Source organism: Parapedobacter brassicae (assembly GCF_051400755.1).
Taxonomy (GTDB): Bacteria; Bacteroidota; Bacteroidia; order Sphingobacteriales; family Sphingobacteriaceae; genus Parapedobacter.
The window spans coordinates 655524-676809 of the sequence record NZ_JBLFFL010000001.1 but is presented as its reverse complement, the minus strand read 5'-3'; the positions used below and the strand labels follow the sequence as shown (position 1 = coordinate 676809).

Here is a 21286-nt window from a genome sequence, read left to right as displayed (position 1 = left end):
CGGCTAAATCACCGTCTTTAGTGGTTTTGGGTAGGTTTGTGATTTAAATTGATGCAGAATGTGCACAAAAAAATGTAACATGATGATGGCAACCGGAAAATGCACGTACCTCTTGCTGGTGTTGGCAGTTGCCTTGAGCTGTTCAAAAGGAAGTAATCCCATAAACGAACCTCCCAAAGAAGAACCCGAAGAGGTCCCCGAGGCTGTATACGATGAAACGGGATGTTTATACACTTCATATACCGGACTGGTCATGGCTGGATACCAAGGCTGGTTTGCCGCAGAAGGCGATGGCTCCAACCGGGGTTGGTATCATTACCAAGGACCCAACAATACGTTTAGGCCTGGTGTCACCAACATTGACTTTTGGCCGGATGTATCCGAATATGCGAAAACCTATAAGTCGCCATTCCAATATGCAGATGGCTCGGATGCATACCTGTACAGCCCCTATGACGAAGAGAGTGTAGACCTCCACCTCAAATGGATGAAAGAATACGGATTGGACGGCGTGCATATGCAACGGTTTGTGGGGGAGATCAAGCCATCCAATGCAGCAGGAAAAAGACATTTTAATCAGGTGTTGGCCAATGCCTTGAAAGCCGCGAGGAAATACGAGCGGGCCATCAGCGTGATGTATGACCTCAGCGGTTCGAACAGTGAGGATGTCGCGTATTTGGAGCAGGATTGGAATGAATTGCAACAAACATTTGATCTGTTTAATAATTTCGAGCATCCCACCTATCTCCGGCACAACGGCAAGCCCCTTGTCACGATATGGGGTGTGGGATTCAATGATAACCGACAATACTCCATCAGCGACGTAAGCCGTTTGGTCGATCGGCTAAAAGGTCCTTCTAATAAAGTGTCCATCATGCTCGGCGTACCTTATTATTGGCGTACGTTGGACCGCGATGCCGAGCATGATCCTGCGTTACTAGAACTGATCAAAAAAGTAGATATCATCATGCCCTGGGCAGTCGGGCGATACGATAACGATGGCTACAACAACGCGGCGGGCACGATGGTCACGGATTTGATGTGGTGCAAGCAGAACGGTGTGGATTATGTCCCGCTGGTATTCCCGGGATTCAGCTGGGGCAATATGCACAATGACCCATCACAATATAATTCAATCCCGCGGTTAAAAGGAGATTTCCTGTGGAAGCAGGTAGCCGGGGCCAAAGGGGCCGGGGCAGAATCCCTGTATGTTGCCATGTTTGATGAAGTGGATGAGGGGACTGCCATTTTTAAATGTGCACGCGAGAACGAGGTGCCACTTAACGCGCATCTCCAGTTTATGGGCATTGAGCAGGATTTGGAAACGGATCATTACCTCTGGCTGACTGGCCAGGCAGCCAATTGGTTCCACGGGGAATCAGGTTACAGCTCCACTAAACCGAACCGATAATCGCTGTTGCGCTTTGAGATAAGTAATTAATACCATAATATGATAGCTACTAAAACAATCAAGAACAAAACAAGTACATTTATTTGCTATGCGGGCATAGCCGCTGCATCGATAGCCGGGTTGAGCGGATGTAGTAACACGGATGAACCAAAAAGAAGCCCGGTGGATTATGTAAATCCCTATATGGGTAATATCAGCCACTTGCTTGTCCCCACTTATCCGACAATTCATCTTCCGAATAGCTTCCTGCGAGTTTATCCGGAGCGCATTGATTTCACTGGCGACCGCCTAAGGGGGCTTCCACTCGTTGTAACGAGCCATCGGGGCAGTTCGGCTTTCAACCTCAGTCCCTTTCAGAGAGATGTAGCGGAGCTTCGGCCCGTGATGTCATATAGTTATGACCAGGAAGAAATCAAACCTTATTCATATTCGGTTTATTTAGATGAAGAGCAGATTGAAGTAGCTTTTGCACCATCACACCAATCTGCGTTGTACCAATTGGATTTTGAACAAGACAAGCCTGCCTTTATAATGGTAAATTCCGGAAACGGATCATTAAAATGGGACGGGAAGGCTCTTTCGGGCCATCAAAGCATCGGTAACCATACCAATGTTTACCTGTACTTGGAACCTGAGTTGGCCCCCACCGGTACCAGCATTTTAGCTAAGGGGCAATTAGTTATCGGAACCGCGGCCGAAGGGCGGAATGCGTGTGTGGTGCTTCAGTATCCAGCAGAAACCAAGCAACTACGTTTGAAATACGGTATTTCATTCATCGACGCAGAGCAGGCCAAAAAGAATCTCCAACGTGAAATAGCCGATTACGACTTGGCTTCATTGAAAGAAGCCGGCAAAAAGAAGTGGAATGAAGCCCTTGGAAAAATTGAAGTATCAGGGGCAACGGCAAATGACGCAGCTGTTTTTTACACGTCGCTATATCGGACGTTTGAGCGCCCGGTAAGTATATCTGAGGATGGCCGGTATTTCAGTGCTTTTGACGGCACGGTTCATGACGACAACGGGATACCTTTTTATACAGACGATTGGGTCTGGGATTCCTATCGTGCCCATCATCCGCTCAATGTATTGATTGACACTCAAAAGGAAGAACACATTTTGCATTCATTTGTCACGATGGCGAGCCAGATGGAGCATTTTTGGTTACCCACCTTTCCCGAGATCAATGGGGATAGCCGTAGGATGAATTCCAACCATGGTGTGGCAACCCTATTGGATGCACATGTAAAAGGACTGAAAGGATTTGATCTGGAAAAGGCTTATGAGGCAGCTAAGCTAGCAATTACCGAGAAGACACTGGCACCATGGTCGGGCGCACCGGCAGGCGAACTCGATCGGTTCTACAAAGAACATGGGTATATCCCCGCCTTGAAAGACGGGGAGCAGGAAAACATCCCAGAGGTAAATGGGTTTGAAAGGCGGCAACCGGTAGCGGTGACGTTGGGCACGTCTTATGACACCTGGTGCCTCGCTCAGTTGGCTAAGGCGCTTGGAAAGGACGATGAATATGAATTTTTTCTAAAACAATCCGTTAATTACCGTAATCTTTTCCATCCCGAAACCCATTTTTTCCACCCCAAGGATGCCGAAGGCGCGTTTATAGAGCCGTTTGATTACGTGTTCTCGGGCGGGCAGGGAGCCCGAGGATACTATGGAGAAAATAACGCTTGGGTTTACCGCTGGGACGTGCAGCATAATATCCCAGACCTTATCCAATTGATGGGGGGAAAGGAAGCCTTCGTTAAAAACCTGGATGATATGTTTAATCAGCCATTGGGTAAATCGAAGTCTGAATTTTATGCGCAGCTCCCTGACCATACCGGCAATGTGGGTCAATTTTCTATGGCCAATGAGCCCTCACTCCACATCCCTTACCTGTACAACTACGCTGGGCAGCCGTGGAAAACGCAGAAACGGATTCGCATATTGCTCAAGCAATGGTTTCGGAATGATTTGATGGGCGTACCGGGAGATGAAGATGGTGGTGGGATGTCGTCATTTGTTGTGTTCTCTAAATTAGGATTTTACCCCGTTACACCGGGAAGCCCCATCTACTCCATAGGGAGCCCGGTATTTAAACATGCCCGAATTAATCTTCCCAATGGCAAAGTGTTTGAAGTAATTGCACCCGATGCGTCGGAAATCAATAAATACATTCAAGGGGCTAAACTGAACGGAAAGGTATTGGATACCCCTTGGTTTTCACATGATGATTTGACCAACGGGGGTACCCTTGAGTTCGAAATGGGCGATAAGCCCAATAGATCATGGGGCATTGCCGGAACCAACTAATTAACATCATAACCATGGCTAAACAAAAATTAATCGTTATCGGACTGGTTCTTTTCACGATTGCATTGCTCCCGCAGAGCTATGCACAAACGTTATCTTCAAGCACGACCCCTTCTTATCATTTCGCCGATGGCGTGATATCAAAACCTGTATTGGAGAACTACCTCAGCAGGAGCATTACGCAAGCGGAGTTTCTAAACAGCGAGGGATGTTACAACGATGGTCCTTATCCTGATAAGGAAGATGACGTTCGAATGCTCAGAAACATCGGGGCAAAATTCATTGGCCGGGCTATCTATTCATGGGGTAAGGAAAATTTTCTCCTCATGCCCACTTTCTGGGATAACGCTAAACAAGCCATGGAGGTCCTGCATGCCGTTGATCATACTATGGTATTTCAAGCATGTGTATTTGAAATTGTTACGGAGAAGGTAAACGATGTGGCGATACCAGCATGGGTATTTGAAGCGTTTGGTCTGCCTGTCGAAAAACGGAACTTTGTCTATGAAGCCATGCTTAACAACGAAGGACGATTGGTAGACCATTGGCGCAAGGGCAGTAGCGTACCGGATATTACGCAAACGGAAACAAAAATGTTTTTCTATTACCTTGCACGGCGGTATATGGAAATCGGTATCGAGGCCATCCATTTCGGGCAAGCTCAACTGATGTCGATGGCTGGTGGCGAAGCAGGTGCCGCGGCGTGGAAAGAACTATTGGAAAAAGTGCGGTCAGCTGCATTGACCGTTGCCCGCCGTGGCACGGTCATCTGCGATTCACATTTGCCCAATGGCGGGATGGCTGTGGATGGAAAGCTGCTATTTGACTATGTGTCGTTCCCGCTCCGGCTGAAGGAAATCATCGATGAGCCGCAAAAAGTGCAATTGGAGGTGGGATACTACGATGGGATCTATCGGAAGACGACTGGGGGTATTACACCCAGTGGGTGGAGTTGTGACCATAGTGTGTATCTCGTTGAATTTGATAATTTCGGCATCAGTAAGCACCGTGACGAACCCAATTGGAAAGATCACTACGCCTGGGGTTACGACGAGATTACCTGGTTTTTCAGGCAACCCGAGGAATACCGCAATGAATTTCTTCATTATGCACATCAATGGGTGAGACAAACCGATCCCAATGGGTTTTTACAGATGCCGGGAAGCCGTATCATCACCGGCGCGGAAACTAACCGTTATCGGGCAAATACACAAAGTCCGAATTGCCCAACGGGTAAAAGCCAGGAAAATACCATCAAAGAAATTTGGGAAAATCAGTAATCAGTTCATCAAATACCAGATCCATGAAACAAACACGTTTTATACTTATGTTCTTTTTAGCAGTTGGTGTATTATCAACTGTTAGCGCTCAAATGAAGAGTATCCAGGAGTTTGGGGTGCTCCCCACCAACGAGGCATCCGTAAATGCAAAAAACCTGCAAAAAGCCATTGACTGGGCAACCCGTAGCGGTGCAGCGTTATACATCGAACCTGTTGAAGTGCCTTATCCGATTGACGGGGGTATTATCCTAAAGAAAAATGTTTCGCTTGTAGGGGCCAACGGCCCTACGCCAAGGGGTACCCGACATCCCGAAGCCAAGCGACCCGTGGGCAGCGTGTTCAATATTACCGACGATAGCCAACCGTTTATCGTCGTAGAATCCGGCACCCGCATAGAAGGTGTCCAGTTTTGGTATTCCGAACAGGAACTTGAAGATCCAGCCAAGGTGATCCCCTATCCGCCGACGATACAAGTGAATAAAACGGCGTTCATGCAGGGGGTTACGCTTTCGGATTTGACCTTCTATGGCGAGTATGTTGCCATGGATTTCAATGCTGATCCCAAGTTCAAATGCGAGTTGATTCTCGTTGAACACTGTTACGGATATCCGCTGAGCGGCGAATTCATCCGGATAGACTATTGTTATGACATTCCGCGGTTTTTGCATTGCCATGTCAATCCCGCGATTATGCGTGAAATCGGTTACCGCTTTTCAAAGGCGGTTATCGACTCGGTGGTGGACCGTGGTACCTTCGCATACAGCGTCAATCACACCGACAACGCTCAGTTGATGGATATATTTACGTTTGCCACCTGGGGAGGCATCCATTTGGGCAGTGAAAGCTATGGCCAGTTGACCAACTTCAATCTGGACTGCGTTGCTGTCGGAATATACAAGGAAGGAGCGAATACCAAAAACCGGAATTGGCAGATTGCCCAGGGCTCCATTATCGCCAATGCCGGAAACACGCTGGAAGAAACGCGCCCCATTATTATTGAAGGGCAAGGGCATACCGCCATTTCGAATGTGGAAGCATTTTCCGGAGGAAATGGTGCACTCACCAATCTGGAGAAGTCCTATGATTTTCTGTGGGTAAAAGGCGACAAGCGGCTAACCATTTCACTTTTCGGTTGCCGGATGCGCAATTATACGGCAGCTGAACCATTGACCGTTGATAATCCGAATGCCGTCATACAGGCTGTTGCCTGTGTGGATCATGCCGAAGAACTATATAACCGTATCATTCAACCCAATAAATAAGTATTATGAAAAGCTTACGCCATCTTATTGCTACGCTCACATGGTTGTTCATCGGGCACAGCCTTTTTGCCCAGACAGAAAACCACGCACAACCCGTCTACCCTTCCTACACCGGCTTGGTGATGGCCGGTTATCAAGGGTGGTTTGCAGCCGAGGGAGACGATTCCAATCGGGGATGGTACCATTATCGGGGTAAGGGCGGTGTTTTTGAGCCGGGCAATACGAACGTTGATTTCTGGCCCGATATCCGGGAATATACGAAAACGTATAAATCGCCATTTAAGTTTGCAGATGGACGAGATGCCTATTTGTACAGTCCCTATGATGAGGAAAGCGTGGATTTGCATTTCAAATGGATGAAGGAGTATGGAATTGATGGTGTCCACATGCAACGCTTTGTGGGTGAAATCAAGAGCACATCCGGTAAAAGACATTTTAATAAGGTGCTTGAAAACGCATTGAAGGCCGCTAAAAAATACGGCAGGGCGATCAGTGTGATGTACGATCTGAGTGGTTGCCGCAGTGAGGACATTGCACTCGTGGAGGCAGATTGGAAAGAGCTTGTAAAAACGTTTAAACTGACCGACCCGGCCGTGAACCCCACTTATCTGTGGCACCGGGGAAAACCCATGATGACCATTTGGGGAGTCGGATTCAATGACCGGCGGCGTTATACCGTTGCGGATGTGGACCGACTGGTCGATCGGTTGAAGTCGCCCGAGCATAACGTCTCTATTATGCTGGGAGTACCTTATTATTGGAGTAGCCTGGGCAAGGATACGGAGCCTTCGGCTGCTTTGCACACCCTCATCAGGAAGGCTGATGTTATCATGCCATGGGCGGTTGGTCGTTATAACAGTAAAACGTTCGAGCCTTCGGTGGTTGCCGAAGATATTGCCTGGTGTGCGGCCAATGATGTGGACTATGTGCCATTGGTATTCGTTGGGTTCACATGGGGTAATATGCACCAAAATCCTGAGATCTATCATCAGATTCCGCGCCTGAAAGGCGATTTTTTCTGGCAACAGGTGGTTGCTGCTAAGCAGGCCGGAGCCAAATCGCTCTATATTGCAATGTTTGATGAGATTGACGAAGGTACGGCTATCTTTAAAACCGCCAATGAAAAAGATACGCCCCTTAATGGTGATGAGGGGCTCCGATTCGTCGGCATCGAGGACGACTTGCCCACCGATCATTACCTTTGGCTAGCGGGTCAGGCTGCGGCTTGGTTTCAAGGGAAAGGGTCGTATAGTGTATTGAGACCCCAACGGAAATAATGAAGGGTTTCCGAAAAGGGGAACGGGTCCACTTGCCATGGGACGGCAAAGGCCTGAATATCGGTGGAAGTGGTTCCGCTGCCCCTTCGCTTGCGGGTAATGCCGATGTCAACGGAAATCCGGATAAACTCATCAAAATCTTGCTTCATGGACTCACCGGACCCATCGATGGTAAGACCTATACCAACATGATGCCGCCATTGGCCGCCAATGACGATGCGTATATCGCCTCGGTGCTCAGCTATATCCGGAATGACTTGGGTAACAAGGCACCTGCCGTGCGGGAAAGTCAGGTGAAAGCAATCCGGGAGCAGACGACCGACCGAATCACGCCTTGGACGAAAGAAGAATTAGATAAATAAAGCCCATAGGAAGACGATCACCGCGGCATCCGTTGATATTTTTTCAATCGGATGTTGCGGTGATTAAAATATTTATATACTTTCGCACTGTTTATATTTAATCTAAATAATATAGATGCGTGTGATGTACAGTACGGTATTTTTAGCGATTTTCTCCCTCTTTTATCTGCAGTATAATACCTCGAAGAAGGTGTCATTCGGCCGTCGGCCGCCCTATTTGATCTACCTGTCAGCGCATAGCGGGTTGACGCACGCATTATGCCTCGGCTTAGCAGTGGCGACGCTGGCTGCGCTCATTATCCTGTTGGGTGCCGGGTCTGGCATATTTGGTTTCATCGTCATGTTGATGGCTGCGGGCACGTTGATCGTATCGGTGACGCCGCTGCGGATGCTGCGGGCGAGGCATGTGGCGGCGCTATATGCCGTATTACTGGCATTGGAGGTGTTTATCTTCTGAATCATGCCGGCCAACAAAAAATACCTCACCGCATCCCCTTGGCAACGATGGGTAAAGATCACTGCCGGATTTTTCGGGGGGTATGCCGTAATGATCTCGTTTTTCCTGATGCTCAGTCACCTGATCGATAGGAGAGATGCGTTGGTATCGACCATCTTTTTCGGTTACATCGTTTGGGCAATCCTGTTGCTGCTGGCTTTCCTTGCCAAGTCTGGGTGGAAGATCTGGTTGTTCTATATCGCCCTCACCGCCCTGTTTTTGATCATCCACCGCTGCGCTTGATCGTTATCCTCATGAACAACAGAAACTATAATACCTATTTTCATTTGCATACCATCAGTGGTATCATCATCAGCGCTGTGCTCTACGTCATTTTCTTCGCCGGATCGTTTTCGTTTTTCAAGGATGAGATCACGGCGTGGCAACGCGACGCTTCTTATGTCAATGCGGCAAAGGAAAAGGAGGTATATACCCAACTGATGGATTCGCTTGAGCGGGAGTATGACTTGCTCGGGCGCAACGTGATCATATATCGCTATCCAAACTCGGCAGATGCCTATGTCAACGTGGAGCCGTCACAGGACACCGTGTTAAACAAACGTGCAAGCCAGGCCGGCTACTTTTACTATAATGTTGACAGCCGGAAGCAGAAAACCTACGAAGAAAATTACGATATGGGCGAGTTTCTATATCGCCTGCATTTCTTGGCACAGCTCAACGAAGTGCCGATCCCGATCGGTTACCCCTTCGGCTACGTAGTGGCGGGCTTGGTGGCATTCTTATTCGTCTTTGCGCTGATCACCGGACTGCTCCTCCACTGGGATAAGCTGGTAGCCGGGTTTTACCAGTTCAGGCCCTGGGCAAAGACCAAGGCGGCGTGGACCGACCTGCATACGGTGCTGGGTGTCATCGGCTTTCCCTACCAGTTTGTCTTTGCGTTTACGGGCGCTGTCCTCATCGTCAATACGCTGTTTGTAGAGCCGTTCCGGAGCTTCATCTACGATGGTGATGGCGACAAGGTCTATCAGGATTTGGGTTTCGAAATAGCCGTAGAAAGCACCTACAGCGGTAAGCCCCTGCCCATCTTTCCGAGCGTGCAGCAATATGTAGACCGGGTGCAGGCCAAGTGGCCAGCGGCCTTCATTAAGCGGATCGCGATCAAAAACTTCGGTGATGAGCAGATGCGCGTGGCCATCGCGGTTGATGCCGACTACCGGCGCAGTTTGGCAGGCACGGGCCATGTGATTTACGATGTAGCTTCCGGGACCGTGGTGGAAGAAGAATCGCCCTACGGACAGCCTGCCTATGCCGACTACCTGCAGGCAGCCATCTACCGCCTGCATTTCGGCGACTATGGCGGCTTTTTGCTGAAAATCGTCTATTTCGTGCTCGGCGTGATGGGGTGCCTCGTAATTACCTCTGGCATTATGATCTGGCTGGTGGCGCGCGATAAGAACAATGTGGCGGCCCACAAACGCAAGTTCAACCGATGGCTGGCCAATAGTTACATGGCCATCTGCCTGACCATGTTTCCGGTGACGGCGCTGACATTCATCGCCGTCAAAATGGCCCCCGCTGCGGATATGGCATTCATCTACCGCGTCTACTTCTTCAGCTGGCTGGTCTTCGCCGTCTACTATACGGTCCGCAAGAGCATCAACCGCACCACACGCGAAACCCTGTTGCTAGGGTCAGTGCTGTCGCTGATGGTGCCCCTAGCCAATGGTATCCTAGCCCAAAACTGGCTGTGGACCACCTTTGCAGACGGGGAAATAGACATCTTGCTGCTGGACATGATCTGGATCGTGTTAGGCGCGATAAGCCTGCTTGTTTATCGCAAATTGAAGAAAAAAAGTTTGGAGCAGCTTAAACTCAAAAAAGCACCCGCCTCCAAACCGGCACTTCAAAATTAACGATTGCACCCATTCATGCGGAAGGGTGATACTTCCGCCCTAAGGGATTAGGGGCTATTAGGATGTTATCGATAACTTATTTAAGACTTAAAATTTATTGGTATCTTTGTGATAGTTGATATGATTAATATATAGCATCATGGTTTGGCAAGATTATATCGTTTCGGACAGGAATATACTGATTGGGAAGCCAACGATAAAGGGTACACGTATATCTGTCGAATTGATTCTTGAATTGCTGTCGTCTGGATGGACTGAACAGCAATTGTTGGAAAGCTACCCCCAGCTGAAAACCGACCATATCAAAGCGGTATTTGCCTATTTAAAAGATTGTCTGAAAAATGAACTGTTTTTTTCGTTGACCAAAATCGCTTAACGTGAGGTTTCTTGCAAATGAAAACTTTCCATTCCCGAGCATCAAACTGCTAAGAACACTGGGACTGGATATAAAAAGTATTGCTGAGGAAACGTTTGGTATCGCGGATAATGAGGTCGTTGCTGTAGCCCAACAGGAGAATCGGATTATACTGACATTTGACAGTGACTATGGTGAAATTATTTATCGCCATGGCCTTGACAGCCCTCCAGCGGTCATCTATTTCAGGGATAAAGGCCTTGAACCGTTGTTTGCCGGCCGGATGTTGCAGCGACTGATGGAGCAGACCGACATGGTATTCGAAGATGCTTTTACAGTGGTTGAAGCAGACAATATCCGTCAACGCCAGTATAGAAAACCTTTGTAATGCGATTGCCTTCTAACATCAAAAACAGATGTTTGGATACCGAGACCATTGATATTTCCCCATCAATTGCTATAAAACTTGAATTATACCTATCGCCCCTCCATTTCAAATTTTGACACAACGGTTAAGTGAGCTATGAATTTTTTGGCTAACTTGAGCCGCCTTTAAATAGAGATGTGGGAATAGCAAAAATTTTAATATAAGCGACACGACAATGAAGATCGGGATTGCGGCGGACCATGCGGGCATTGAACAGAAACAACAGTTGATAACTAAGCTCGCCGAGCAGGGTTATCATGTTCATGATTACGGTGCCGCGGATTATGATCCAGCGGATGATTATCCGGACATCGTCGTGCCGCTAGCCCAGGCCATCGTAGGTAAGGAGGTGGATCGCGGTATTGCGGTGTGCGGCAGCGGGGTGGGTGTATCCATCGCTGCCAACAAGATACCCGGCGTGCGTGCGGCATTGATCACCGACAGCTACTCGGCCCGACAGGGGGTGGAACATGACGACATGAACCTCCTGTGTTTAGGCGCGCGTGTCATCGGGCCAATGCTGATCTGGGAACTCGTAGTGGCATTTCTGCAGGCGAAGTATGATGGCGGAGTGCGTTTTGAGCGACGACTGCAAAAGGTGCTTGCACTGGAGCGGCAAGCGCTCCAAGGGGGAAGCAACATCGGATAACGGATTAGTTAATAAAATAAAGAACAATATTCACGAATGAAATCAGGTAGAAAATTAGCCCCCACCGTTATCATCATATTCGGAGGCACAGGCGACCTTACCAAAAGAAAGTTGATACCCGCATTTTTCAACCTGTATATCGATGGTTGGATGCCCGAGAAGTTTGCCATCATCGGATTAGGGCGTACCCAGCTGACCGATGAAGCCTATAAAGACCACTTGCACGACGGGTTGGTGGAATTTTCCCGCAAGGGAAAGCCGGAAGATACACAATGGCAACAGTTCAACACGACAATCTCGTATTTTGAGTCGAACATCAATGATGCTGTGGCGTATCAAGAGCTGGCCAAAAAGCTGAACGCTTTTGACCAGGAGTGGGGTGTACGGGCCAATAGGTTGTTTTACTTATCCATCGCGCCGCAGTTCATCGAAATGGCGACCATGAATATCAGCAAACACGAGCTGGCGAATAGCCCGGCTTCTGACCGCATCGTGGTTGAAAAGCCTTTCGGCTATAATAAGCAGACGGCGGTTGCACTCAACCAGCTGCTGGCACAAACCTTTCAAGAAGAGCAGATCTACCGCATCGACCATTACCTGGGCAAAGAGACTGTACAGAATATTTTGGCATTCCGTTTTGCCAATGCGCTTTTCGAACCGCTGTGGAACCGCAATTATATCGACTACATCCAGATCACCGTGGCCGAACAGGTGGGAGTGGAAGACCGGGGCAGTTATTACGAGCATTCGGGCGCGCTGCGCGATATGATTCAAAACCACCTGTTGCAGGTGCTGTGCATGATTGCCATGGAAGCCCCGATTTCCTTCCAGGCCGAAGAAATACGCAACCGCAAGGTGGATGTGATGCGGGCCATCCGGAGGTTGCGGCCCGAGGAGGTGCATAAATATGCCATACGGGGGCAATATGGCCCGGGTTGGATCGGCGGTAAGAAGGTCCCCGGCTATCGGGAAGAGGTGGGAGTAGACCCTCATTCGAATACCGAGACCTACGCGGCGGTGCAGCTCTTCATCGACAATTGGCGCTGGCAAGGGGTACCCATTTACCTGCGCACGGGCAAGCGCATGCAGGACAAGACCTCGTCCATAACGATTCAGTTCAGGCCGGTACCGCACTCCACCTTTTCGCCGAGCCAGGCGGGCAACCTGATGCCCAATCGGTTGACCATCAATATCCAACCCACCATGGATATCCGGCTGCGCTTCACGGCGAAGAAGCAGGGACTGGAGATGAGCCTCAACCCCGCGGAGATGGTGTTTGATTATGACACCAGCTCTACGCAAACCCCGGAAGCCTACGAAACCTTGTTGCTGGATGCCATGCGCGGAGACGCGACGTTATTCATGCGGTCGGACCAAGTGGTGGAGGCCTGGGATGTGATCACCCCGATCTTGGAGACCTGGGAAAGCAGGGACTCGCTGGATTTTCCGAACTACGCGGCAGGAACATGGGGGCCGGAGAGCGCCGAAGCCTTGATCGCGCGGCAGGGACATGTATGGGCATTGAACTTACATACGTAAGGGCGTGTCCGGATTTAGCAGAAAGCAAATGATACGAAAATTTGATGATTTACAGCTGCTCAATGCTGAGGCAGCTCAGTTATTTGTGCAAGCGGCTAAGGAGGCCATCGCGCAAAAGGGGCATTTTACCGTGGCACTGACAGGGGGTTCTTCTCCGGTTGGATTATATCAGTTGCTGGCCTCGGAGCCCTGCCGTAGCCAGGTCCAATGGGAGCAGATCTATGTATTTTGGGGTGATGAGCGTTGGGTGCCCTTAGATGACGAGCGGAGCAATGCACGCATGGCATTCGACACCTTGTTGAATCAGGTGCCGGTCCCACAGGCGCAGATTTTCCCGATGTGGGCGGCCGGTATTTCACCTGAAGAGTTCGCCCGCGAATATGAGCGGACCCTGCGGCTTCACCTGCATCCCGACGGGGAGTTTGACCTGGTTCTGTTAGGCATGGGGGCTGATGGGCATACGGCATCCTGGTTTCCGCATACGGGCGTACTGCATGAACAGGGTAAATGGGTAGTGGCTTACTACCTTCATGCCCAAGATATGTACCGCATCACGCTGACGGTACCGTTGATCAACCGGGCGGCGCGCCTAGCGATCATCGCCTACGGCGCCAGCAAAGCCGATGCGCTCTACGAGGTACTGAAAGGAGCGCGGAACATCGAGCAGTACCCGGCGCAACTTCTTGACTCATCAGACGAACGGGTCACTTGGTTGGTCGACACTGCCGCAGCAGCAAGGCTGTAACCTGCTGGCGGTAAAACCGACGGGTTTGTTATGATATGCAACGCGATTATATTGCATATAACAGCGAATTTACCTAAGTTTGATAAAGATTATTTAACATAGCAACATGGCAAAATCAAAAATTGGCGACCGTGATGTGCTCACCTACCTTCATGAGCGCAGGCAATCCCTGTATGAAGAATTGAGCAAGATCGAGGCTGCACTTATTTCCCTCGGAGTCGATATAACGGCGGATAAAAAGTACAAGAAACAAAATAAGAAGAAGAAAAAGCACGAAAAGGCGGTAAAGGTCCTCCTGAAGCAAGCGGCGAAGAAGGCCTCACCCGCAGATCCGGCACCCGTGGAGTTAACCAAGCCGATCGCCAAGCCCAAGCGTCTGCCGAAGCCACCGAAGGCGGCGGCTACGCCCGAGGCCATTGCTACGGTGGCCGCTGCGGCGGTAAAAGAGCCAAAAGAGCAGCCGGCACGGCGCAAGCGGCGGACAACGGCTACACCCGAGGCCATTGCTACGGTTGCCGCTACGGCGGTAAAAAGGCCCAGAAGGAAAGCTTCTTTTGACCCCTCGGCTACGATGGATCAAAAAATACGTTATGCGTTGGAAAAAAAGCCCGATAGCACCAAGGAAGAACTGATTGACCACCTCAATGGGTTGGACCCCGACTACGGGCTTTCCAAGCTCAAGAAAGTAGTGGCCTTCCGGCTGAATCACCTCCTGAAAACCGGAACGGTGACCGGCCGGGAACGCGACGGAGGATTCCGCTACACGCTTTAGCAACACGCATGGTCCGGAGCCGGCGTATCAGCGCCGGCTCCGGAGTGCATGACGTTCGTCAGTCACCCTCCGTCAGCGTAGCCAGGAAGCTCACGACGTCGCGGATTTCGCGTTTTGACAAGATCGTTTTCATATCCAGCATGCTCGATGGCGAGAAGGTCTTTTTCGCGATCTGGCTTAGGGGGATCAGCTGGTCGGCTTGTCCTTTCTTGATCTTAACCCCGCGCTCATCCTCGCCCTGGAAAATGCCCGATACGCTTTGCCCGTCTTTCAATTCCAGCATGACTACACCGTAGCCGGGCGCGATGCGTTTACCGGGGTCGATCAGTGCTTCCAGCAGTTGTTCACGCGACAGCATGTTGCCAACGCCGTTGAGACGCGGACCCGCATTGCCGCCTCGGTCATCATACGCATGGCACTTCATGCATTGTGCCTGTTGGTGTTGGAAGAAAACCCGCCTACCCCGATCGGCATTGCCCCCTTGTAAGCTGCTGGTGTATGACGCCAGCAGCTCGTCGGGCGAAAGTTGCTTACTGACCGCTTTATAACGGGCGATGAGCTGTTCAGAACGTGTGCTGTCAATGGCCTCGCCAAGTTCCAGGTAGAGGTTCCTATCCAGTTTGTCCTGCTCCATATCATCCAGGAGTTGACCAAATACGTCGCCCGTGTGGTCAAGCGGCAGCCTGCCCAGACTAATAATGGCGGCCTGCTGCTCTTCCATGGTCCGGGTAGCGATGACATCGGCTAGCAGCTCGACCATCACTGGTGGGGGAATGCTCATGTGTTCCAGCAGTTCGAGTCCCGCTACGCGCACGGCTTTCTCCCGGTCGGCGAGGGCCAGCTTGATCGCCTGCTCTTGCTGCGGATCGTTCAGGTTCACGAGTGCTTTCAAGCACTCCACGCGCATCAGCGCCTCACGGTCTTGTTTCAGGCTGGTCAGCAAGGCGGAAGCCGCCGGTTTGATAGCCAACTTGCCGATGGCTTTAGCGGCGCTCAGCCGTACCGGCAGTTGGCCGTCGGTGAGCATGCCGATAAGCAGATCCGTAGCCTGCTTGTTGAGCTCCCCGGCATCGCGCTTGATAACCCCCCTCAAGCGGCCGTCCACGCGGTCGACCACCGAAGGCTTGGCCCATGTGCTGAGGGCGTCTACGGCTTCCGTACGCATCAGTGGGGGGTGGTTTCCCTGCGCATATTGAATCAGGTTTTGCAGGTTGCCCGGTTTCCCCGCCCGTAGATTGGCGTTGATGGCGCGGCGTATCAAGGCTTCATTTGCAAACGGCGTGGTATTCAAGATATCGGCCAAGGCTGGCAGTGCCCCCTCGATGGAAAGGTCATCATTGATGGCACGAGCGGCTTCGGTGACCACAAACTCATCCTCGTCTTGGAGAAAACCCGCGACACCCGGGTCGCCCATGCGCCGAAGCGCCACCACGGCGGCTATCCGCAGGGCGCGAGATGGACTGTTGGCCAGCGCCGCGACCGGTCCCGCCTCGCCGATACGGGCCAGCGCCAGCGCACCCGCATGCCTCAAAAAGGCGTCGTCGTCATTATTCTCCTGTAGCATCGCGATAAGGGGCTGCACGGCCGGCTTGTGCTGGATGCGGCCGAGTGCTTCGGCGGCAAAAAACCGTGTCCGGTTATTCTCTTCCTTCAGAAGCGGAATCAACGCCGTACCCGCGGCTTGGTACCGCATGTCGCCCAGCCATTTGGCGGCTTGTGCGCGTATCTCTGCGTCGCGATCGGTCAGCAAAGGCAGCAGAAGCGCCGCATGTTGCTCATCTTGCCGCGCCAGCTGGCTGATGCCCCATATGGCATGTACACGGGCCAGCTGATTATCCCGTTGTGCCAGGGCTTGTTGAAAGATCTGCAGGCCCTTCTTGCCGCGTTTCGCTAGCGCAAATTGCGCCTTCTGCCGGATGCGCATATCTTCATGCCGTAGCAGGTCGCCCAATTCATCGTCAGCCTTATCGCCGAAATCGGCGGCCAGCAACGTTTTGACTTCTTCGCGGATGGCCTGTGCAGCGCCATCCGCATCATCCATTTTCCAGATGCGGCCATAGTCATGCGTCCCCCAGCCGTCTATCCAATCGGCGACATACAGCGACCCGTCCGGTCCGAAATCCAGCCCGGTAGCCAGCACCCCGCCCAATATTTTTTTATGCTCCCCCAGCTCAAACGTCGCGCCCTTCGGGTTCAGTTTGAAACTGTGGATGCCCGAGCTGGAAGGATTGCCCACAAATTCGGCGATGAAGAACGTGTTTTTATAAGCGGGGCTCAGCGCCGTACCCGGATTGTATACCAATCCGGTGGGACCACTCACAAAGTTGCTGATGCAAGGCGTGATGTATGCCGCTTGGCCTTCGAAACGGGGGAGGTACATTTTTTCATCCATCCATACTTTGTAGGTATTGTTATCCGGATCGCGGTATTTGCCATATTGCCAATTGCTGCGCCATCCGGCATCCGAACCATTCACAATATAAACCAACCGTTCTTTTTCCCCGGCGTGGTCGCCATCATTATCCTCGCTGATGATGTTGCCGTATTCGTCAAATACAAATTGGTGGGTGTTGCGGAGGCCGTAGGCAAAGATTTCGAAATCGCTGCCATCCGGATTGGAACGGGCGATGACACCAGAGTTGGGGTGCTCCCATTTTTGGCCGTCAGGTCCTGTGCCGTTGAAACCAATGTCGCCGATCTGCCAGTAGATACGGCCGTCAGGTCCCATTTTCACGCCCGACATGCCGTGACCGCTGAATCCGACATGCACCCCGTAGCCGTGCGAGATCGACTCCTTTTCATCCGGAATACCATCCCCGTTTTTGTCCTTCATCCGCCACAGGTCGGGTGCCACGGCCAGGTACAGGTCGTCGCCATCGGCAAACACGCCGCCCGCCACGTCAGTCACCTCTTCATGGAAATCATCCACGATCAATTGGGATTGATCGGCTACCCCATCACCGGAAACATCTTCCACGCGATATACCTTTTCTTTCTGTACCGTCAGGTCATGCCAGTCGTGGGAGCCGTCGCCATTGAGGTCGGCAAGCCAGGTATTGCGTGCGCTGTTTTCCGGCGACAGCTCCTCGCGGAGGAAGGCTCGCCGATCTTCCACGGTTTGCAGGCTGATCGACGGTATTTCCCAATCAACATGGCCCCGTATATCAAACTCCGAGTTTTTTTGCCTGTCGGTGGTCGTATAAAATAGCCGGCCATGATCATCGACGTCGATGGCGATGGGCGAAACGACCAAAGAGTCGATCCCCCACAGCTTCAGCGTGAGGCCACTGTCGAGTTCGGCTTTGACACGCCCTTCGACATCGGCAGCTAATTGGGCTGTCCGGGCTGGATCCATTTTCTTCAGGGGCAGATTGGCTGTTTGCTGTCGGCAGCCCCATAATAGAATGATGGCGACTAATGGGATGAGGGATTTGTTCATAACAATTGTATCGTTAACATTTCTCATGGTTAGTACCGCTAAATATAGGCATGATTATGGAAACCCTCGTGATGAATCGATGATAATTTTACAAATGAGGTTGATTTAGTGTGCCAACGACTTGAGCGAACGGAGGATTTGTCATTCTCCTGAAATGGAATATCTTTGCTGGCAAAAGGAATGACCGAATGAAAGAAGATATTCTAATTCAGATTGGGAATCAGATCAGGGAGCGAAGAAAAAGCAAAGGGATTACCGTACAGGAACTGGCAGACAGGGATGGCGTTATCTTTTGGGCTGGCGGAGCATATTTTTTACCCCTAAGTCATACGTCCGCATGTTCGAAAGCCCAATGTCTGTTGTCTGTTGTCTAATGTCTGCTGTCTAATGTCTAATGTCTAATATCTGTTGTCTAATATCTGTTGTCTAATGTCTAATGTCTGCTGTCTAATGTCTAACTAATAACCATGGAATCCAGACGGTCATTCTTAAAAAAAGCATCCCTGTTGGCTGGAGCCGCAGCGGCCGCTAATGCATCACCTCCCTCCATCCAACGGGCGCTGGCCATTGACGCAGCGGCAGGCAGCACCTACCTGGATGCCGAACACGTCGTGTTCCTGATGCAGGAAAACCGATCGTTCGATCATTGCTATGGTACGCTGCGGGGCGTCAGGGGTTTTAATGACCCCCGAGCCATCACACTGCCCAACGGCGACCCGGTATGGGTGCAAACCAATGCTCAGGGGGAGCGCTATGCACCGTTCCGTTTGGACATCAAAAATACCAAAGCCACCTGGATGGGCTCCCTGCCGCACGGTTGGCATGACATGGTGCATGCCCGCCATGTGGGCAAAATGGATACCTGGCTGGAAGCAAAGAAGGCCGGTAATCCCGAATACGAGCACATGCCGCTCACCATGGGCTATTACGACCGGGAAGATATCCCCTTTTATTATGCGTTTGCTGATGCCTTTACGGTATGCGACCAGCACTTCTGCTCCTCCCTCACCGGCACCAGCGCCAACCGTTCCTACTTCTGGTCGGGTACCATCCGGGAAGAACCGCGCAACGGCGACTCGATTGCCCATGTGGATAACGGGCAGATCGTTTATAAGGACGTCCGCTGGAAAACCTATCCCGAGCGGATGCAGGAAGCGGGTGTCTCGTGGAAGGTACACCAAAATGAGCTGAGCCTGCCCGTAGGGTTCGAGGGCCAGGAGGAAGACTGGCTGGCCAACTTTACCGATAATAACCTGGAGTTCCACCAGCAATACAACGTACGCTTCCATCCCGCCCACCGGACCTTTATGGAGAAACGCGTCAAGCAATTGGAACAAGCGCTGGCCGAAGGCGGAACGGAGCCCGAGGCGTTGGCCGAGAAGCAAAAGCAATTGACCCAGTTGAAAGCCGACCTACAGCGGTATAGCGCAGCGAACTTCGAGGCGTTGTCGCCGTTCGAGCGGGAAATCCACCGCCGGGCGTTTGCCACCAACACGGACGACCCCGATTACCATGACCTGGAAACCATCGCGTATACGGATGAAGAAGGAACGAAAAGCGTTCAAGTACCGAAAGGCGATATTTTCCACCAGTTCCGCAAGGATGTGCAAGGGGGTACGCTGCCGACCGTATCCTGGCTGGTGGCACCCTGCAATTTCTCTGACCATCCGGGTGCCCCTTGGTATGGGGCGTGGTATATTTCAGAGGCATTGGATATCCTGACCAAAAACCCCGAGGTGTGGAAGAAGACCATCTTCATCCTTACCTACGATGAAAACGACGGCTATTTTGACCATGTTCCACCGTTTGTACCTCCGCTTTCCGGTAGGGAAGGTGCCGGAGCCGTGGCCACGGGCGTGGATACCCGTGACGAATATATTACAGCCGAACAGGAGAAAGTACGTGCTAACAATCCGGAGGCAACGTTGGATAGTCCCATCGGTCTGGGGTTCCGGGTGCCGCTGGTGGTCGCCTCGCCGTGGACCAAAGGGGGATGGGTCAACTCCGAGGTGTTTGACCACACATCGCCCCTGCAATTCTTGGAACATTTTCTGGAGAAAAAGACGGGAAAGCAGTTGCCCGAACCCAATATCAGTACCTGGCGCCGCCTCGTGTGCGGTAACCTGACATCCGTATTCCGACCGGCCACCACCGACGAGCAACCGGCGTTGGCGCCCTTGGTGCGCAACGATGAAGTGGAGCGGATATTCTCAGCAAAAACGAAGGGCCTGCCCGGTAATTACAAGCTGTTCGATCCGGCATCGCCCCATATGCCCAAGCAGGAACCGGGTACCAAGCCGGCCTGTGCGATCCCCTATAACCTGAGGGTGACAGCCGGTGTGGACCCCGCAACGGGGAGCTTTTCCATGCAGTTCACGGCCGCGGGTGACCTGCCAAAAACCAAGGTGGTGGGCGTGCCGCTCCACGTGAACGCGATGGTACCCTATTTGCCCGATACCCAGCCGGGCCGCACGTGGGATTTTGCCGTACGTGAAAACGAGCCCCTGACATATACCTGGCCACTCACAGCATTCGAGGGTGGACAGTACCAACTGCGGGTGCACGGCCCCAATGGTTTCTTTACCGAGTTCAGCGGCAATGCACGGGATCCGCAGGTGCAGGTACTGGTCACGCCTGACGCACGAAGCGGCAACCTGAAGGTGGCGGGCATTGCACCCAGCAAGTTGCAACTGCGTATCCGCGACCTATCATATGAAAGTGGCGAGCACCGGCTGACCGTGAAGGGTACCAGTAAGCCGCTGTGGATCGACCTGTCGTCCACTGGCGGATGGTATGATGTGCAGGTAGAGGTAGATGGGTTTCCGGAGTTCAGCCAACGTTTTGCAGGCCATGTCGAAACCGGGAAACCCAGCATCACTGATCCCCTGATGGGATTTCCAAAAGAAGCATAAGACACGCTAATATCATATGAAATGATCGTATTCCGTTGCTTATTCTTCGGTAGGACAAACTCATGCTGCCTTGAAGGCTTATCTGGGCGTGCTGGAGGCTACCAAATGACGGTTTGACGAATAAATAATGTGTAATCTAAACACAAATGTAACCTTGGCTTAACATCATTGCCTTA

At 51.5% G+C, this 21286-nt stretch carries 17 protein-coding genes; 16 read left to right on the top strand and 1 reads right to left on the bottom strand.

All coding sequences use genetic code 11. From position 1 onward, the window contains the following. Positions 1-79 precede the first annotated feature (79 nt). The 15 genes from ACMGDE_RS02740 to ACMGDE_RS02670 all read left to right on the top strand — a co-directional run bounded on the left by ACMGDE_RS02740 (position 80) and on the right by ACMGDE_RS02670 (position 14759). Positions 80-1411 (top strand): glycoside hydrolase family 99 protein, encoded by a 1332-nt coding sequence (locus tag ACMGDE_RS02740; protein ID WP_436831225.1) that lies wholly within the window; start codon positions 80-82, stop codon positions 1409-1411. Between the two features lie 39 nt (positions 1412-1450). Next, a complete protein-coding gene (locus ACMGDE_RS02735) occupies positions 1451-3721 on the top strand; it encodes a GH92 family glycosyl hydrolase (RefSeq protein WP_436831224.1) in 2271 nt (756 codons plus the stop codon). A 14-nt stretch (positions 3722-3735) separates the two neighbouring features. Then, entirely contained in the window at positions 3736-5001 is a 1266-nt protein-coding gene (locus ACMGDE_RS02730) for a hypothetical protein (protein WP_436831223.1), read from the top strand. A gap of 92 nt (positions 5002-5093) precedes the next feature. Beyond that, positions 5094-6263: a hypothetical protein gene (locus ACMGDE_RS02725; RefSeq protein WP_436831222.1), complete on the top strand. Its 1170-nt coding sequence runs from the start codon at positions 5094-5096 to the stop codon at positions 6261-6263. Between the two features lie 5 nt (positions 6264-6268). Beyond that, positions 6269-7540, top strand: a complete 1272-nt coding sequence (locus ACMGDE_RS02720) for a glycoside hydrolase family 99 protein (RefSeq protein ID WP_436831221.1) — start codon at positions 6269-6271, stop codon at positions 7538-7540. Next, a complete protein-coding gene (locus tag ACMGDE_RS02715; RefSeq protein WP_436831220.1) occupies positions 7540-7902 on the top strand; it encodes a c-type cytochrome in 363 nt (120 codons plus the stop codon). Before ACMGDE_RS02720 ends, ACMGDE_RS02715 begins: the two co-directional genes overlap by 1 nt. Positions 7903-8026: 124 nt before the next feature. After that, complete coding sequence (locus tag ACMGDE_RS02710) at positions 8027-8359, top strand: hypothetical protein (RefSeq protein ID WP_436831219.1); 333 nt, start codon at positions 8027-8029, stop codon at positions 8357-8359. Between the two features lie 3 nt (positions 8360-8362). Further along, on the top strand, positions 8363-8641 hold the full coding sequence (locus tag ACMGDE_RS02705) for a hypothetical protein (protein WP_436831218.1): 279 nt from the start codon (positions 8363-8365) through the stop codon (positions 8639-8641). 11 nt (positions 8642-8652) lie between these two features. Next, positions 8653-10272 (top strand): PepSY-associated TM helix domain-containing protein, encoded by a 1620-nt coding sequence (locus ACMGDE_RS02700; protein ID WP_436831217.1) that lies wholly within the window; start codon positions 8653-8655, stop codon positions 10270-10272. A gap of 139 nt (positions 10273-10411) precedes the next feature. Then, positions 10412-10648, top strand: a complete 237-nt coding sequence (locus ACMGDE_RS02695) for a DUF433 domain-containing protein (protein WP_436831216.1) — start codon at positions 10412-10414, stop codon at positions 10646-10648. A 1-nt stretch (position 10649) separates the two neighbouring features. Further along, positions 10650-11015 (top strand): DUF5615 family PIN-like protein, encoded by a 366-nt coding sequence (locus tag ACMGDE_RS02690; RefSeq protein WP_436831215.1) that lies wholly within the window; start codon positions 10650-10652, stop codon positions 11013-11015. Positions 11016-11229: 214 nt separating this feature from the next. Continuing rightward, positions 11230-11703, top strand: a complete 474-nt coding sequence (locus ACMGDE_RS02685) for an RpiB/LacA/LacB family sugar-phosphate isomerase (protein WP_436831214.1) — start codon at positions 11230-11232, stop codon at positions 11701-11703. A gap of 36 nt (positions 11704-11739) precedes the next feature. After that, a complete protein-coding gene (zwf, locus tag ACMGDE_RS02680) occupies positions 11740-13242 on the top strand; it encodes a glucose-6-phosphate dehydrogenase (RefSeq protein WP_436831213.1) in 1503 nt (500 codons plus the stop codon). A 28-nt stretch (positions 13243-13270) separates the two neighbouring features. After that, complete coding sequence (gene pgl, locus ACMGDE_RS02675) at positions 13271-13987, top strand: 6-phosphogluconolactonase (protein WP_436831212.1); 717 nt, start codon at positions 13271-13273, stop codon at positions 13985-13987. A gap of 106 nt (positions 13988-14093) precedes the next feature. Further along, positions 14094-14759: a hypothetical protein gene (locus ACMGDE_RS02670; RefSeq protein WP_436831211.1), complete on the top strand. Its 666-nt coding sequence runs from the start codon at positions 14094-14096 to the stop codon at positions 14757-14759. Positions 14760-14817: 58 nt separating this feature from the next. On the opposite strand, the gene ACMGDE_RS02665 is transcribed toward ACMGDE_RS02670, so the two are convergent. Beyond that, complete coding sequence (locus ACMGDE_RS02665; protein ID WP_436831210.1) at positions 14818-18198, bottom strand: HEAT repeat domain-containing protein; 3381 nt, start codon at positions 18196-18198, stop codon at positions 14818-14820. Between the two features lie 467 nt (positions 18199-18665). Between ACMGDE_RS02665 and ACMGDE_RS02660 the strand changes: the two genes are divergently transcribed. Further along, entirely contained in the window at positions 18666-21110 is a 2445-nt protein-coding gene (locus ACMGDE_RS02660) for a phosphocholine-specific phospholipase C (protein ID WP_436831209.1), read from the top strand. Positions 21111-21286 lie beyond the last annotated feature (176 nt).